Source organism: Halobacterium hubeiense, assembly GCF_001488575.1.
Lineage (GTDB): Archaea > Halobacteriota > Halobacteria > Halobacteriales > Halobacteriaceae > Halobacterium > Halobacterium hubeiense.
Window position 1 is genome coordinate 653,742 of record NZ_LN831302.1, and the last position, 13,773, is coordinate 667,514.

The following is a 13,773-nucleotide window of genomic DNA, read 5'->3' on the forward strand; positions in this document are numbered from 1 at the left end:
ATGCCCGTCGAATCCGACGCGGAACTCGCCGAGATTCTGGAGTACGACCACGTCGCCGTCGTCGGGTGTTCCTCGACGCCGGGGAAGGACGCCCACGACGTGCCGCAGTACCTGCTGGACCACGGCTACGACGTGATTCCCGTGAACCCGTACGCCGACGAAATCTTCGGCCGGGCGGCGTACGACTCGCTGGCCGACGTCGACGAGCAGGTGGACGTGGTGGACGTGTTCCGGCCCAGCGAGGAGGTCGCGGGCATCGTCGACGAAGCGATCGCGCGCGACGACGTGCAGGTCGTGTGGACGCAACTGGGCATTAAGGACGACGACGCCGCCCGGCGCGCCGAGGACGCGGGACTACGCGTCGTCCAGGACAAGTGCATCAAAGTCGAACACGGTCGCTTGAGGGCCTGACTACTGCATCTGACCGCCTTCCTCGTGGGGCTGGATGACGACGAACCCTTCGTTGCCGGTGAACTCCATCTGGACGGACTCACCGGAGGTCTGCCCGATTTCGAACGCCTTGTTCACGGAGAACGACGGCGAGAGCGCGTCGCTCCACGCCACGGTCGCGTCGGGGTCGGTCTTCACGGGCGGTTCGAGGACCAGCGGGTCGCCGTGGGTCGTGATGGCGACCTCGCCCGGGCCGGTGAGATAGACGTTCGTCAGGCCGCCGGCGGCTGCGCCGGAGAGGCTGCCGATGGTGCTGATCTCGTAGTCGACGCCGGCGTCGAACGCGAGCACGTCGTTGCCGTTGACCGAGACGGACTCGCCGTCGTCGAGGTCCAGAATCTGGACTTTCTTGCTGCGGTCGGCGACGTAGAGGTAGCCGGTGCCTTCCGCGACCATCACGGGCGTCCCCTCGCTGGTCACCGCTTCCTTGACGAAGCCGGTGAGCCCGCCCTCGGCGCTTGACTTCCCGGTGAACGTCAACTCGCCGGTGTAGCTGACCATCGAGCCGGCGCGAATCATCACGCTGCCGTCCACGGGGATGCCGAGGAGGCGGTTGTTCTCCTTGCGGAAGCCGTCGGCGTCGGCGTCGGCGGCCTGTGGGAGGGTCGAGATGTCCATTCTACCGCGTCGGTTCTCGACGGGCGCCGTTGTGGGTTTCGCCCGGTCGCGCGCGCTGCGAACGCGGCCGCGGCGTCACCCCTCCCACTCCTCGTAGCTGCCGTAGACGCCCTTCGAGAGGTAGCGCTCGCTGGAGTCCGGGAAGACGGTGACGACGCAGTCGTGGGGGAGGGCGAGGTCGCCGGCCGCCGCGCGCTCGGCGACGTCCAGCGCCGCCAGGCAGTTCGCCGCGGAGCTGGACGCGACCAGTTGGCCCTCCTCTGCGGCGAGCCGCTGCATCTCGGCGTGGGTGTCCTCGTCGGGAATCTGGACGACGTCGTCCACGAACTCGGGGTCGAACAGCTCGTTCGTCGAGGGGTCGTGGGTGCCGATGCCCTCGGTCTTGTACTCGCCCTGTTCGACGTCCCGGCCCTTCGTGGTCGCGTACAGCGACCCCTTCGGTTCGACGGCCGTGACGTGCAACTCGGGGACCTGCTCGCGGAGGTACCGGCCCGTGCCCATCAGCGTGCCCGCGGTGCCACAGCCGGCGACGAGCGCGCCGACCTCACCGTCGAGCGCCTCGCCGATTTCGGGGCCGGTGGTCTCGTAGTGGGCTTCCGGGTTCAGGGGGTTCGAGAACTGCTGGGGGACGACCGCGTCGTCGAGTTCGTCGGCGAGCTCGTGGGCGCGGTCGATGGCGCCGCCCATCCCGTCCTCGGTGGGGGTGTTGATGACGTCCGCACCGAGCGCGCGCATCAGCTGCTGTTTCTCGACGCTGAAGCGCTCGGGCACGACGAACACCGCGTCGACGCCGAGCTGGCCGGCGGCGACCGCGAACCCGATGCCGGTGTTGCCGGCGGTCGGCTCCACAATAGTCCCCCCGTCGGGGAGTTCGCCGGAGTCCAGCATCTGTTCGAGCATGTACTTCCCGATGCGGTCTTTCACGCTCGCCCCGGGGTTGAACGACTCCAGTTTCGCGTACACCGGGACGTCGTCCGGCGACGCGGCGACGCGCACGAGCGGCGTCTCGCCGATCGTCTCCAGCACCGAGTCCAGCGGCCTCCGGTGGGTGGTCATCTCGCCGGAAATTCTTGCCGGCGTTCTTTAGTCGTTGCCATCCGCACCGTCGCTGCCGCTGTCTGTCACACCGGCGCTCGCGGCCTCGGCGTCGGCCTCGCCGACGACGGCTTCGACGTCCACGCCCTCCTTCTCGGCGAGCGCTTCCACGAGCGCGCGCTGCTCGGCGAGCTCGGCTTCGAGCTCGGCGACGCGGCCGTGGGTGTCCTCGACGGTCTCGGTCAGGTCGTTGACCTGCTCGCGGAGCCGCTCGAAGCGCTCGTAGAGCTTGTCCGCCATCTCCGTGACTTTCTGGAGCTTCTTCGCGGTCGAGCCGAATCCCATGGACGCGAGTAGACGTTCGTCCGGGATGACCGTTTCCCTCGGTCGCAGCGCCGGCGGCCGCCCGCTACGCCGGCCACGCCGCCGCGAGGTCCGCGAGGAAGTCCGCGTACGCCTCGACGGCGGCGTCCCACTCCTCGCCGCCCGCCCGGCAGGCGTCCGCCAGCTCGTCGAGGCGCTTGCCGTCGTGCTCGGAGACCAGGCACAGCATCTGGTAGACGGTGGACTCGGCGGGCGTCGCGCCGTCGTCGGCCTCGCGGACGAGTCGCCGGACCTCCCCGGGCGCCATCTCCATCGTGATGCCCGACCCCGGAATCGTCTTCGCCATCTTCGGGTAGCCGTCCAGCCCCGGGACCATGCGCGTGAACAGCCCCTCGAAGGCGGGCTCGAACGGCGTCTTCGCCGCGTAGTAGTCGTTCGCGAGCGCGAGCGCGTGCTCGTCGACGCCGAGCACGAACACCGTCTGGTCGTAGCCGCCGGCGACCGTCGGATGGAGGAAGTCGGCGAGACAGAGCAGTTCCGCCGTCCGGCTCCCGAAGTCGGTGCTGCCGGTCGCGTCCGCGGGCGGCTGCTGGTCGTCGTCGTAGGCCGCGCGCACCCGCCGCACCCACTCGGTCGACTCCGCGTCGAACTCGGGGCCGTCCTCGAACTCGACGTGCGGCGCCAGCCGGAACGCCGTCTGCATCACGCCGCGGTCGTCGTACTGCGTGCGCACCTCGCCGCCGTACCCGATTCGGTCGAGGAACGTCCGGTAGTCGTCGGCGAGGTCGCGGACCGCGTCGAGGTCGCGGCCGTCGCTGGCGTACTTCTCGTAGTCCGCGAGCAGGAACTGCGCGTCGAAGCCCGCCTCGTGGAAGCGCTTCACGGCGTACATCTGCCCGAGCGTGCCGACGTGCGGCGGCCCGGTGAGCCCCGCGCTCGCGACGAACAGCGTGTCGCGGTCACCCGCCTGCCGGAGCGCGTCGGCGTCGGTCGCCGCGACGAACGCGCGGTCCACCAGCGACGCCGACAGCGACCCGATGTCGACGTCCGGGCGGTCGTAGCCGAACTCCTCGCGCACGGCCTCGTAGTGATCACGTAGGGCGGACACGTCCGGCGATTCCGCCGCCCGCTCCAAAGTGTTAACGCGCTACGCGGTACCGAGCGACAAACGACGCGTCCCGAAAGGCCCTTAAGAGGGAGTCATCTACGTGAAAGTGGACTAGGCCGGGCGGTTTGGCCCCGCCCCTTCCCGCGAGATAGTCATCAGCGGGGGCCGAAATCCGGGGGCGTCCGGTCGACCCGTCCGGGCCCCGGAAGCCAACGTGGAAGCCTCGTCCTTCGGGGACGGCGGTCCGCGGCGCGCACCTGCAGGGGTGTCGTCGTCGCGGTTCGACGGTGCCACTCCGTCAGGCACGGAAGTGAGCAGCGGAGCACCGAACGCTCGTCGCTCGGAGGGTCGCGGGGTGGAGAAGGCGACCGGGACTACCCGGGCAGGAACGCCGGGCCACCTCGGCCCGTCCGTCATTCATACGTACCTTTTCCAGTCGCGAGCCGTCGGCTCGCGACTGCAAAATCTACGCTAAAAGCGCACAGCGGCGGCGCTACGAGCCGTGCCGAGTTCCAGTTCGCGCCGCGAGCGCTACTCCGTCACTTCGAAGTCCACCCACCCGCGGGGCTGGTCGGGGATGCCGCGGGCGCGCAACTGCTGGCCGGTCTCGGTCTCGCGGACGTCGAGGCGCGCCGAGCAGAACTGCGTAATCGTGCTCACGGTCTGCTCGTCGTGCATCCCGGGGTCGATGCAGAACACGCCGACGCCGTCCACGGCGTCGATGCGGCCGACGAGCGTGTGCACGAACCGCGAGACGGTCTTGAGGTCGCCGAACGACAGCAGCGTGGACACCGAGAACAGGCCGGTGCGCACGCGCTCGACGCCGGACTCCCGGAACGTCCGGTAGACGTCCGAGTAGCGCATCCCGATGCCGGTCAGGTCCGACGGCCCCGACACCGACAGCACCTGCGCGGGGACGTTCTGGTCGTCGTCGCCCACGCAGTCGAGGATGGCCGCCCGGTCCTCGTCGAGTTCGAACCCGCTGCGTGCCCAGTCGTCGGCGATGCGGCCGGCGCGCTGGTTCGTGCTGACGAGAATCGCGCCCTCCTCGGGCGGCCCGGAGAGCATCCGGAACGCGAGGTGGCGCGTGCCCGCGTGGGACGGCCCGGCGACGAGCACGGTCGTTCCCGGTCGCAGCGACTCCAGCGGCAACCCCTCGAAGGTGTAGTCGTCAGTCATCACCGTCACCTCCGTCGGCGTCGCGGATGCGCCGGCGCAGCGTCAACTGCTCCATCGCCTCGTCGCCGAGCAGCGACAGCAGCTCGCGGTCGCGTTCGTCGAAGCCCCGGGGCTGGTCGTCGTAGATGCAGAACGTCCCGATGGCTCGTCCCTCGGGAGTCACGAGCGGCGCGCTCGCGTAGAACCGGATGTTCGCCGCCGCCAGCCCCTCGTTGTCCGCGAAGCGCGGGTCGTCCTGTACGTCCTCGACGACGGTCACGCCGTCGTCCAGAATCGCGTACGTGCAGACGGTATCCTCGCGGTCCATCGGGTCGAAGCTGACGCCGTGACACGACAGGAACTCCTCGGTGTGGGCGTCGATGACGCCGACCGCGGCGGCGTCGACGCCGAACAGCGCGGTCGCCAGTTCGGTCAGCCGGTCCAGCGACGAGCCGAGTTCCGCGGGGTCGGCGGCGTACTGTTCGAGCGCGGCGACCCGCGCGCCCTCGTCCTCGGGGAGCGGGTACGCGGTCTGACTGCGGAACGCGAGCGCGTGCTCGACCACCGAGACGAGTTCGTCGTGGTCGTCGTCCTTGCGCACGTACTCCGCGACGACGTCGCCGAACGCGCCGGTGTCGACGTCGTCCAGCGGGGTCGCCGTGAACAGCACGCACGCCGCGTCGGGGTAGCGCTCGCGCGCCGTCTCCACGAGTTCGAGGCCGGTGCCGTCGGGGAGGGCGTGCTCGGTGACCACGCACTCGACGACGTGCTCGCCGAGCGCCTCGTGCGCCCCGGCCAGCGACTCGGCCTCGACGACGCCGAAGCCGGCGTCCGCGAGCGCGGCCGCCGTGCGCTCGCGGGCTGGCGTCTCGGGGTCCACGCAGAGAATCATACGCTCTGTATACTGTGCGGCCCCGTAAAATTTCGTGCTTGCTGGCGCCGTTCGACCCCTCGAAGCCGTTGGCTCGTCATCACGTCAACGGACGTACTGGTACTCGCGGCGACGGGAGTCGCGCAGAAGAGTGGCAGACGGCGCGGTCGGCTATTCGAGGTGGTCGGTCGCCGGCGACCCCGAAATCTCGACCTCGCCGTTCAGGGTGCGAATCGGGTACGGGATGTCGATACCCGCCTCGTCGAAGCGCTCCTTGACCGACTGGACGTACTCGCTGCGGGTCTTCACGAAGTCCGACCGCGAGGGGTTGGCGATCCAGAACCGGGACTTGAGTCCGACGTAGGAGTCACCGAGTTCGGTCAGCCGCACGGTCACGCCGGGGTCGTCGAGGATGTTCTCGTGGGCTTCGGCCTCCTCGACGATGATTTCGGTGGCCTCGTCGATGTCATCGTCGTAGCCGATGCCGAACAGGAACTGCTGGCGGAGCTTGTCCTTCGCCACCGGGTTCTTGATGACGCCGTCCGTGAGATTCGAGTTCGGCACCGTCAGCAGTTCGTTGTCGAACGTGCGCACGCGGGTGACGCGGAGGCTGATGTCCTCGACGACGCCGGCGTTGTCGTCCCACTCGATCCAGTCGTCGACGCGGAACGGCTCGTCCGTGTAGATGAACACGCCCGCGACGAAGTTCTGGATGACGTCCTGCATCGCGAACCCGACGGCGAGCGTCGCCGCGGCGGCGATGGTCGCGAGGCTCGTCAGGAAGTTCCCGTAGCCCGCGAACCCGAACGCCACCGAGATGGCGACGAAGACGATGGCGAAGTTCACGAGCCGCTGGAGCGGCTTGCGGGCGTGCGAGTCGAGGTCGCGGCGGCGGAGCACGCGGTCGAACAGCGGCCGCACCACCGCCTTCCCGACGAGGTAGATGGCGGCGAACGCCGCGACGAAGTAGAGGAACTGCGTGATTGCGCCCGCGTACTGCGGCACGAGGTCCTCGATGAACGGCAGCGGCTCCACTGGCATTACTGGTACACCGCCGTGTTGCCCCGCGTCTCGACGACCTCGCCGTCGGAGAGGTCCGCCAGCTCGTCCGCGAGCTCCTCGGTGGAGCCGTCGCCGCGCGCCGACCGCAGGAACTTCACTTTCACGACGTCCCGGTCGTCCAGTTGGTCCGAGAGTTCGTCCGCGACCGCGTCCACGCCCGCCTTCCCCACCCAGACCGTGACGTCGGCCTCGTGGGCTTGCTTCGCTAGGTCCTCGCTCATGTTCTACAGACAGTTCAGGGCGCGAGGCTTTGAAACTTGTTGCATCGCCGCCGCTACTCGTAGGGGTACCGAGACTGGTGGCCGCAGTCGCAGGTGACGACGACGTGGCCGTCCCGCGTGCGGACGCGGGCGTTGCGGCCGGGAATCAGGTAGGCGTCGCAGGCGTCGCAGGTGAACCGCCGGAACTCGCAGGGAAACTGGAGCCGGTTGCGTTCCGCGAGCCGGTGCGCCAGCCGGACGTACTCGCGGGCGCGGTCGTCGTCGCCGGCCCGCGCCGCTCGCCGCGCGAGGGCGTGCAGTCGCTCGATTCGCTCCGCCGCGATGGACATGTCTACGGGCAGGCGCGGCCGCCCGAAGACAGTTCCGGTAGGGTTATCGGCGACGGTCGGTTTGCGTCGGGTAATGCGGGCGCTGAACTACCTCGAGTTCGAGGACCGCCTCCGCGGGGGCATCGTGACGGCGACGCGCCAGCAGCGCAAGGCCCTCGCGACGACGGACGTCGAGGTGGTGGAGACGCCGTGGCGCGCCGGCAACCCGGTGCAGTCGCTGGGCACGCTGTTCGCCGGCGAGGGCTACTTCGCCGAGTACGACGTCGCGCACTGCAACCTCGTCGGGCCGGGCAGCGTCGCGGTCGCCCGGCACGCCAAGCGAAACGACATTCCGCTCGTGTTGCACGCGCACGTCACGAAGGAAGACTTCGCGGAGTCGTTCCGGGGGTCGTCGACGGTCGCTCCCGCGCTGGAACCGTACCTGCGGTGGTTCTACTCGCAGGCCGACCTCGTGGTCTGCCCCAGCGAGTACACGCGCGGCGTCCTCGAATCCTACCCCGTGGACGCGCCGATAAAGCAGCTCTCGAACGGCGTGGACGTCGAGAGTCTGGAGGGCTACGACCAGTTCCGCGAGGACACCCGCGAGCGCTTCGACCTCGACGGCATGGTCGTGTACGCGGTCGGCGAGGTGTTCGAGCGCAAGGGCCTCACGACGTTCTGCGAGCTCGCGAAGGCCACCGACTACGACTTCGCGTGGTTCGGTCCCTACGACGAGGGGCCGCAGGCAGGCAAAGCCACGAAGAAGTGGGTGAACAATCCGCCCGAGAACGTGACGTTCACGGGCTACATGGAGGACAAGCGCGCGGCGTTCGGCGCGGGCGACGTCTACCTCTTCCCCGCGAAAGTCGAGAACCAGGGCATCGCCGTGCTGGAGGCGATGGCCTGCGGGAAGCCCGTGGTCCTCAGGGACATCGACGTGTTCCGGGAGTTCTTCGCGGACGGCGAGGACTGCCTGATGTGCTCGACGTTCGAGGAGTTCCGCGAGGCCCTCGAACGGCTCGCCGACGACCCCGAGTTGCGGGAGCGCCTCGGCGAGAACGCCCGGGAGACCGCCGAGTCACACAGCCTCGACCGCGTCGGCGACGAACTCGAAGCCGCGTACCGCGACCTCGCCGACGGCGTGCCCCCCGAGTCCGTCGCGGCCGGCGACGCGGAGGGGTAGCGTGAGCGAGGAGCTGCCGACCGTCGCGGCGTTCACGGACTCCTATCTGCCGACGGTCAACGGCGTCACGTACACGGTCTCGACGTGGCACGACCGCTGGCAGTCCCGCGGCGGCGAGATGCCGGTCGTCTACCCGCGCGCGGACTACGACGCCGGCCCCGGCGAGTACGGCGTCCCGAGCCTGCGATTTCCGTTCTACGAGGGCTACCGGATGGCGCTCCCGCGCACCCCGGGCGCCGTCGCCGCCCTCGACGTGGATGTCGTGCACGCGCACACACCGTTCGGCCTCGGGCTCGCCGGCCTGCGGTTCGCGCGCAAGCACGACCTGCCGTTCGTCGCGTCCTACCACACGCCCACGGCCGAGTACGCCAACTACGTCGTCCCCGACGCGGCGACGGGCGTGGTCCGACGCGCCAGCGAGGCCTGGGAGCGGTGGTTCCTCGACCACGCCGACCTCGTGTTGACGCCGAGCGAGCGCACCCGCGACCACGTCTGGGACCTCGGCGTCGACGCGCCCGTCGAACCGCTCCCGAACGGCGTGGACGTCCGGACGTTCCGGCCGGTCGATACCGCCGATTTCCTCGCGCGCCACGACCTCCCCGCGGACGAGCCGCTGGTCGGCTACACGGGCCGCCACGGCTACGAGAAGTGCCTCTCGGACCTGCTCGCGGCAGCGGAGGGACTGGACGCGACGGTCGTCTTCGGCGGGGACGGTCCCGCCCGCGACGACCTCGAAGCCGAAGCCCGCGAACGCGGCGTTGACGCGCGCTTCTTGGGGTTCCTCGACCGCGAGGAACTCCCGGCGTTCTACTCCGCGCTGGACGCGTTCGCGTTCCCGAGTCCCGTCGAGACGGAGGGACTGGTCGCGCTGGAGGCCAACGCCTGCGGGACGCCCGTGGCGGGCGTGAACGCCGGCGCGCTCGCGGAGACCATCGACGACGGCGAGACCGGCTACCACTACGAGCGCGGCGACGTCGACGGCTTCCGCGCAGCCATCGAGCGCACGCTCGACGAGCGCGAGCGCCTCGCGGGGAACTGTCTGTCGCGCCGCGAAGAGATTAGCGTCGAACGCGCAATCGACGAGTTAGAAGAGCTGTACCGCGGCCTCTAGTCTTCGAGCGCGTTCGCGATGCGGTCGAGCTTGTTGTTCGTGCGCTCCAGTTCCTTGCGGAGCTGTTCGAGCTCGCGCTCGACCTTCTCGCTGGTGCCGCCCTCGGACTCCTCGCCGCGGCCGCCGCCCATGCCGGGCGGGCCGCCACCGCCGCCCATCATGCCGCCCATCATCTGCGCGAACGGGTTGCCGCCGCCACCGCCGCCGCCCATGCCGGGCGGACCGCCACCGCCGCCCATCGCTTCTTCCATGCGCTCGCGGGGGCCGCCCTCGCCGTCCTCGCCCTCGTCGCGTTCCTGCGCGCGCTCCTGGCGGATTTCCTCGACGCGCTCTCGGAAGGACTTCTCCTCCCCGTCGTCGCCGTTCTCGCCCTCGGCTGTCTCGGGTTCGTCGTCTGCCATACCAACGGGTTCATCGCCCGCACTGAAAAAAGCCGCTTTCCACCACGCGCCTCGCCGGCGCTAGAACGCGCCGAGACTCGACTGCCGGTCCCGGTCGCTCGCGCCCTCGGTGACGTCGTAGCCCACGAGGTCGCGCATGTCCACGGCGTACGTCGTCCCGCCGCGCTCCAGCGCGAGCACGCGCCCCTTCGTCCCGAGCACGGTCCCGGTGGCCATCGTCTCCGCGACGGGGCGGCTATCGAAGGCCAGCCCGTAGTCGAAGTCGAAGCGCTCGATAGGGTCGTACTCGGCAACGAGCGCGTTCCACGCCGCCTCGTCCACGCGCTCGGCGAACCCCCGGATTTTGGTGGGAACGCGCACGCGGTCGGGAATCTCGTCGGCGATGCCGTACTCGATTTGCCGCGCGCGCTTGCCGTCCTCGACCGTCCGGACGTGGGCCGCGCGGTCCGCGCCCTGCTCGCGCAGGCGCGTGTCCAGCCGCCACGAGCGCGTCACGCCCACCTTGAACGTGTCCGGCGCGAACGCCGCCAGGTAGATTGCGTGTTCCTCGTGGCACGACTCCAGCGGCATCGCGCAGTTCCCGATGCAGCGCGCGCACGGCCACGTGGACGTGTGCTCGTCGCAGTACGGCGCGTCCGCGTTCCCGCAGGCCTCGTGGACGTCCTCAGAACACTCTGTGTTCTGATGGGCTGGGGAAGACGACTCAGTCGTCTTCCCAACGCCCTCGTCCGTGGCGCCCGCGCAGTGCCGCTCGCCGAGCGTGTACGCCAGCGACTCGCCCGCCAGCAGCGGCACGCGCTCGACTGTCCCGCTGTCGGCAACCCGGAGCGCGGCCGGCCCCTCGCCGGGCGTCGTCTCGTACCCCACAATCTGCACGCTCGCGAGTACGCCGCTCCCGAATAAAGCGGTGGCGTTCGCCGCCCGATGACGTGCGTGTCACCGGGTGGCGTCGACACCCGCGAGCGCTTATCCGGACGGGCCGCCTAGGTGGCGTCATGGCAGACGAATCCATTCCCGTCTCCGCAGAGGCCCCCGACAGCCCGTTCCAGACGACGGGCACCGACCACATCACCATCTGGGGGAGCAACGCCGAGGACACCATCGCGTTCTACCGCGACATGCTCGGGATGCCGCTCGTGCTCCGACAGCCGAACCTCGACGACCCCTCGCAGACGCACCTGTTCTTCGACACCGGCGACGGCCGCATCCTCACCGTCTTCGTCAGCGACGACCGCGCGTCGAACCGCGGCCGCATCCGCACGCAGACCGGCAGCGTCCACCACCTCTCCTTCTCCATCGCGGCGGAGGACTTCGAGGACGTGATGGAGGCGCTCGAAGAAGCCGGCCACGGCTACAACGTCTTCGACCGCGGCATCTTCTTCTCGCTGTACACGCAGGACAACAACGGCCTCATCATCGAGCTCTCCGCGGACAAGTACGACATCCCGGACGACCGCCGCGGCGAGGTGCTGGCGACCGCCCAGCGCCTCCGCGAGGAGGACGGCGCGGATTTCGCCGAGGACCGCCACATGAAGCAGGCCCTCGAAGAGCTCGGCCTCGACGCCGAGCCCGCGGACCTCCCGGACGCCTCCACGGGCGTCGGCTACTGAACGCTCCCCGGTTTCCCAATTCGTGCTCACTGACACGCCCGGCATCCACCACGTCACCGGCCTCGTCGAGTCCGCCCAGCGCAACGTCGACTTCTACGTCGGCGTCCTCGGCCTGCGGCTCGTCAAGCGCACGGTCAACCAGAACGACATGCTGCGCTACCACCTCTTCTACGGGAACGAGACCGGCGACCCCGGGACCGTGCTGACGTGCTTCCCGTACCCCAACGAGGCGCCGGGCCGCGTCGGCAAACCACAGATTTCGGCGGTGGCGTTCGTCGTCCCCGAGGGCTCGCTGCCGTACTGGCGCGGCCGCCTCGCCGCCCACGGCGTGGACGCAATCGGGACCGACGCCCGGTTCGACGACCGCGTGCTGCGCTTCACCGACCCGGACGGCACGAACGTCGAACTCGTCGAGGGTGATGCGCCCGTCGAGCCGTGGACCGGCGGCTCCGTCCCCGAGGCGTACGCGATTCGGGGCGTGCACAGCGTCACCGCGCTCCCGACGAACCCCTACACGACCGGCGCGCTGCTGGAGACGCTGGGCTTCGAACTCGTGGGCGAGGAGCGCACGCGCGACGAGACCCGGATTCGCTACGAGGCCGACGGCGAGTACGCCACCGTCATCGACCTGCTCGACCGCCCGACCACGGAGTTCGGCCGCGAGGGCACGGGCTCGATTCAGCACGTCGCCGTCCGTGCCGAGAGCGTCGAGGAGCTGTACGAGTGGCACAGCTTCCTCCGGGAGCGCGACTACGACGTCTCGCGCGTGCACGACCGGTACTTCTTCCACTCGCTGTACGTCCGCGAGCCCGGCGGCATCCTCTTCGAACTCGCCACCGAGAAGCCCGGGCTCGCGTTCGAGGCGGACGTCGGCGACCTCGGGGAGTCGCTGGCGCTGCCCGACCAGTTCGTCGAGGACCGCGACCTCATCGAGCGCCAGCTGCCCCCGCTGTCGGTCCCGTACCTGGATGACTGACGGCGACCCGCACGCCGACCAGCCGGTCGTCACTGCGGGCGCACCAGCCTCTGTAGCGGACGCCGTGGTCGTCCTGCTGCACGGCCGCGGCGCGACCGCGCAGGGCGTCGTGAACCTCGCGGAGCCGCTGTACCGCCACGGCGTGACGTTCGTCGCGCCCGACGCCGCGCGCAGCCGGTGGTATCCGTACTCGTCGTTCGCGCCAGTCGAGCGAAACGAGCCACACGTCTCGTCGGCGCTCGCGGCCGTCGACCGCGTCCTTGCCGACGTGCACGAGTGGGACGTGGCTATCGAGGACGTGGTCCTGTTCGGGTTCTCGCAGGGCGCGTTTCTCGCCAGCGAGTACGCCGCGCGCAACCCCCGCAGGTACGGCGGCGTCGCGGCGTTGAGCGGCGGCCTGCTCGGCGAAACCGTCGATGCCAGCGGCTACACGGGGTCGCTGGACGGCGCGCCGGTCTTCCTCGGCGTCGGTGACGACGACCCGAACGTCCCCGTCGAGCGCGTCCACGAGACCCGCGAGGTCTTCGAGGCCCTCGACGGAACTGTCACCGAGCGCGTCTACGAGGGCGTCGGCCACGAGGTCACGGACGACGAGTTCGCGGTCGTTGGGTCGTGGCTCGACGGCATCGTGGGCGAGACGGACTGAGGAACGATTCTGTGGGTCGTCGCGGCCGTCCGAGCAGTCGGCGACACGCGTGTCACCCGGTGGCCCGAGTATCGCCAAACGTACAAGTAGGTTCCGCGACGAACCAAGTAACGTTGTGAAAGCTACTATCCAGACGACAGCCAACGCGGCTGCATCGCTCGACGACCACACCGGCCTCGACGCGGAGGTGACGGCCTGATGGCGGCCGCCGACCTCCTCCTGCTGGTCGCGCGCGTGCTGTTCGGCGGCGTGCTCGCGTTCATGGGCCTCAATCACTTCATGCAGCTAGAAGGGATGACCGGCTACGCCCAGCACAAGGGCCTGCCGGCGCCGAAGCTCTCGGTGCTGGCCTCCGGCGCGGTGCTCGTGCTGGGCGGCCTCTCGGTCGCCACCGGCGTCCTGCCGGTCGTCGGCGCCGTCGCGCTCGCGGCGTTCCTCGTGGTCTCCGCGCTCACGATGCACGACTTCTGGGCGGTCCCCGAGGACCAACAGCAGGACGAGATGACCGGCTTCCTGAAGAACGCCGCCCTCGCCGGCGGCGCGCTCGCCATCGCGGCGTCCGCCACGACCGGCTGGGCGTACAGCGTCGGTCTCACGCTCTTCTAGCGGCCCCTGAGACGACGCGCCCGTTCGCCGGGTAGACGCGGTTTTTGCCAGATTCTCCAGTGAAATTATATTTGTTTCGCGCGTG

18 protein-coding genes and 1 other RNA gene are annotated in these 13,773 nt (G+C 69.7%); 8 read left to right on the forward strand and 11 right to left on the reverse strand.

Annotated features, from left to right (window positions below):
• Window positions 1-411, forward strand: coding sequence for a CoA-binding protein (locus HHUB_RS03305; RefSeq protein WP_059056184.1), 411 nt, complete (start codon window positions 1-3; stop codon window positions 409-411).
• Here the strand turns inward: HHUB_RS03305 and HHUB_RS03310 are convergent, their stop codons facing one another.
• The 4 genes from HHUB_RS03310 to HHUB_RS03325 form a co-directional block, all read right to left on the reverse strand.
• Window positions 412-1,068 carry an AIM24 family protein gene (locus HHUB_RS03310; RefSeq protein WP_059056185.1) on the reverse strand — a complete coding sequence of 219 codons (657 nt, stop codon included), beginning with the start codon at window positions 1,066-1,068 and terminating at the stop codon, window positions 412-414. It lies immediately after the preceding gene.
• A gap of 75 nt (window positions 1,069-1,143) precedes the next feature.
• The gene (locus HHUB_RS03315) at window positions 1,144-2,124 is read right to left on the reverse strand and encodes a PLP-dependent cysteine synthase family protein (protein ID WP_059056186.1); all 981 of its coding nucleotides are present in this window, start codon (window positions 2,122-2,124) and stop codon (window positions 1,144-1,146) included.
• Between the two features lie 27 nt (window positions 2,125-2,151).
• Window positions 2,152-2,448 (reverse strand): DUF5798 family protein, encoded by a 297-nt coding sequence (locus HHUB_RS03320; protein ID WP_059056187.1) that lies wholly within the window; start codon window positions 2,446-2,448, stop codon window positions 2,152-2,154.
• A 64-nt stretch (window positions 2,449-2,512) separates the two neighbouring features.
• Window positions 2,513-3,535, reverse strand: a complete 1,023-nt coding sequence (locus HHUB_RS03325) for a nucleotidyl transferase family protein (protein ID WP_059056188.1) — start codon at window positions 3,533-3,535, stop codon at window positions 2,513-2,515.
• A 104-nt stretch (window positions 3,536-3,639) separates the two neighbouring features.
• On the opposite strand from HHUB_RS03325, the gene ffs reads away from it, so the two are divergent.
• Window positions 3,640-3,951, forward strand: an RNA gene (gene ffs, locus HHUB_RS16030) — signal recognition particle sRNA.
• A 115-nt stretch (window positions 3,952-4,066) separates the two neighbouring features.
• Here ffs and HHUB_RS03330 read toward each other — a convergent pair.
• The 5 genes from HHUB_RS03330 to HHUB_RS03350 form a co-directional block, all read right to left on the reverse strand.
• Entirely contained in the window at window positions 4,067-4,714 is a 648-nt protein-coding gene (locus tag HHUB_RS03330) for a DUF7504 family protein (RefSeq protein WP_089756759.1), read from the reverse strand.
• Window positions 4,707-5,585: a GAF domain-containing protein gene (locus tag HHUB_RS03335; protein ID WP_059056190.1), complete on the reverse strand. Its 879-nt coding sequence runs from the start codon at window positions 5,583-5,585 to the stop codon at window positions 4,707-4,709. The genes HHUB_RS03330 and HHUB_RS03335 overlap by 8 nt, the downstream gene beginning before the upstream one ends.
• Before the next feature lie 150 nt (window positions 5,586-5,735).
• Window positions 5,736-6,605 carry a mechanosensitive ion channel family protein gene (locus HHUB_RS03340; protein ID WP_059056191.1) on the reverse strand — a complete coding sequence of 290 codons (870 nt, stop codon included), beginning with the start codon at window positions 6,603-6,605 and terminating at the stop codon, window positions 5,736-5,738.
• A complete protein-coding gene (locus HHUB_RS03345) occupies window positions 6,605-6,847 on the reverse strand; it encodes a YhbY family RNA-binding protein (protein WP_059056192.1) in 243 nt (80 codons plus the stop codon). Before HHUB_RS03345 ends, HHUB_RS03340 begins: the two co-directional genes overlap by 1 nt.
• A 53-nt stretch (window positions 6,848-6,900) precedes the next feature.
• The gene (locus HHUB_RS03350) at window positions 6,901-7,176 is read right to left on the reverse strand and encodes a ribonuclease P protein component 4 (RefSeq protein WP_059056193.1); all 276 of its coding nucleotides are present in this window, start codon (window positions 7,174-7,176) and stop codon (window positions 6,901-6,903) included.
• A 73-nt stretch (window positions 7,177-7,249) separates the two neighbouring features.
• On the opposite strand from HHUB_RS03350, the gene HHUB_RS03355 reads away from it, so the two are divergent.
• Both HHUB_RS03355 and HHUB_RS03360 read left to right on the forward strand, forming a co-directional pair.
• Window positions 7,250-8,338, forward strand: coding sequence for a glycosyltransferase family 4 protein (locus HHUB_RS03355; protein ID WP_059056194.1), 1,089 nt, complete (start codon window positions 7,250-7,252; stop codon window positions 8,336-8,338).
• Between the two features lie 13 nt (window positions 8,339-8,351).
• Window positions 8,352-9,449, forward strand: a complete 1,098-nt coding sequence (locus HHUB_RS03360) for a glycosyltransferase (RefSeq protein ID WP_059058173.1) — start codon at window positions 8,352-8,354, stop codon at window positions 9,447-9,449.
• Here the strand turns inward: HHUB_RS03360 and HHUB_RS03365 are convergent.
• Together HHUB_RS03365 and HHUB_RS03370 are read right to left on the reverse strand one after the other, a co-directional pair.
• Entirely contained in the window at window positions 9,446-9,850 is a 405-nt protein-coding gene (locus HHUB_RS03365) for a hypothetical protein (RefSeq protein WP_059056195.1), read from the reverse strand. The genes HHUB_RS03360 and HHUB_RS03365 overlap by 4 nt on opposite strands.
• Window positions 9,851-9,910: 60 nt before the next feature.
• On the reverse strand, window positions 9,911-10,726 hold the full coding sequence (locus HHUB_RS03370; RefSeq protein WP_059056196.1) for a DUF2797 domain-containing protein: 816 nt from the start codon (window positions 10,724-10,726) through the stop codon (window positions 9,911-9,913).
• A gap of 119 nt (window positions 10,727-10,845) precedes the next feature.
• Between HHUB_RS03370 and HHUB_RS03375 the strand changes: the two genes are divergently transcribed.
• The 4 genes from HHUB_RS03375 to HHUB_RS03390 all read left to right on the forward strand — a co-directional run bounded on the left by HHUB_RS03375 (window position 10,846) and on the right by HHUB_RS03390 (window position 13,688).
• Complete coding sequence (locus HHUB_RS03375; RefSeq protein WP_059056197.1) at window positions 10,846-11,460, forward strand: VOC family protein; 615 nt, start codon at window positions 10,846-10,848, stop codon at window positions 11,458-11,460.
• A 22-nt stretch (window positions 11,461-11,482) separates the two neighbouring features.
• Window positions 11,483-12,436: a VOC family protein gene (locus HHUB_RS03380; protein ID WP_059056198.1), complete on the forward strand. Its 954-nt coding sequence runs from the start codon at window positions 11,483-11,485 to the stop codon at window positions 12,434-12,436.
• Complete coding sequence (locus HHUB_RS03385; RefSeq protein ID WP_059056199.1) at window positions 12,429-13,082, forward strand: alpha/beta hydrolase; 654 nt, start codon at window positions 12,429-12,431, stop codon at window positions 13,080-13,082. The genes HHUB_RS03380 and HHUB_RS03385 overlap by 8 nt, the downstream gene beginning before the upstream one ends.
• Before the next feature lie 198 nt (window positions 13,083-13,280).
• Entirely contained in the window at window positions 13,281-13,688 is a 408-nt protein-coding gene (locus HHUB_RS03390; protein ID WP_059056200.1) for a DoxX family protein, read from the forward strand.
• The last annotated feature ends 85 nt before the right edge of the window (window positions 13,689-13,773 follow it).

Excerpts from the sequence above, each read along its gene's own strand:
- HHUB_RS03330 (WP_089756759.1), bottom strand. The coding sequence starts at position 4,714 with ATGACTGACGACTACACCTTCGAGGGGTTGCCGCTGGAGTCGCTGCGA.
- HHUB_RS03315 (WP_059056186.1), bottom strand. The coding sequence starts at position 2,124 with ATGACCACCCACCGGAGGCCGCTGGACTCGGTGCTGGAGACGATCGGC.
- HHUB_RS03385 (WP_059056199.1), top strand. The coding sequence starts at position 12,429 with ATGACTGACGGCGACCCGCACGCCGACCAGCCGGTCGTCACTGCGGGC.
- HHUB_RS03310 (WP_059056185.1), bottom strand. The coding sequence starts at position 1,068 with ATGGACATCTCGACCCTCCCACAGGCCGCCGACGCCGACGCCGACGGC.
- HHUB_RS03335 (WP_059056190.1), bottom strand. The coding sequence starts at position 5,585 with ATGATTCTCTGCGTGGACCCCGAGACGCCAGCCCGCGAGCGCACGGCG.
- HHUB_RS03350 (WP_059056193.1), bottom strand. The coding sequence starts at position 7,176 with ATGTCCATCGCGGCGGAGCGAATCGAGCGACTGCACGCCCTCGCGCGG.
- HHUB_RS03340 (WP_059056191.1), bottom strand. The coding sequence starts at position 6,605 with ATGCCAGTGGAGCCGCTGCCGTTCATCGAGGACCTCGTGCCGCAGTAC.
- HHUB_RS03390 (WP_059056200.1), top strand. The coding sequence starts at position 13,281 with ATGGCGGCCGCCGACCTCCTCCTGCTGGTCGCGCGCGTGCTGTTCGGC.
- HHUB_RS03375 (WP_059056197.1), top strand. The coding sequence starts at position 10,846 with ATGGCAGACGAATCCATTCCCGTCTCCGCAGAGGCCCCCGACAGCCCG.
- HHUB_RS03355 (WP_059056194.1), top strand. The coding sequence starts at position 7,250 with ATGCGGGCGCTGAACTACCTCGAGTTCGAGGACCGCCTCCGCGGGGGC.
- HHUB_RS03345 (WP_059056192.1), bottom strand. The coding sequence starts at position 6,847 with ATGAGCGAGGACCTAGCGAAGCAAGCCCACGAGGCCGACGTCACGGTC.
- HHUB_RS03365 (WP_059056195.1), bottom strand. The coding sequence starts at position 9,850 with ATGGCAGACGACGAACCCGAGACAGCCGAGGGCGAGAACGGCGACGAC.
- HHUB_RS03320 (WP_059056187.1), bottom strand. The coding sequence starts at position 2,448 with ATGGGATTCGGCTCGACCGCGAAGAAGCTCCAGAAAGTCACGGAGATG.
- HHUB_RS03305 (WP_059056184.1), top strand. The coding sequence starts at position 1 with ATGCCCGTCGAATCCGACGCGGAACTCGCCGAGATTCTGGAGTACGAC.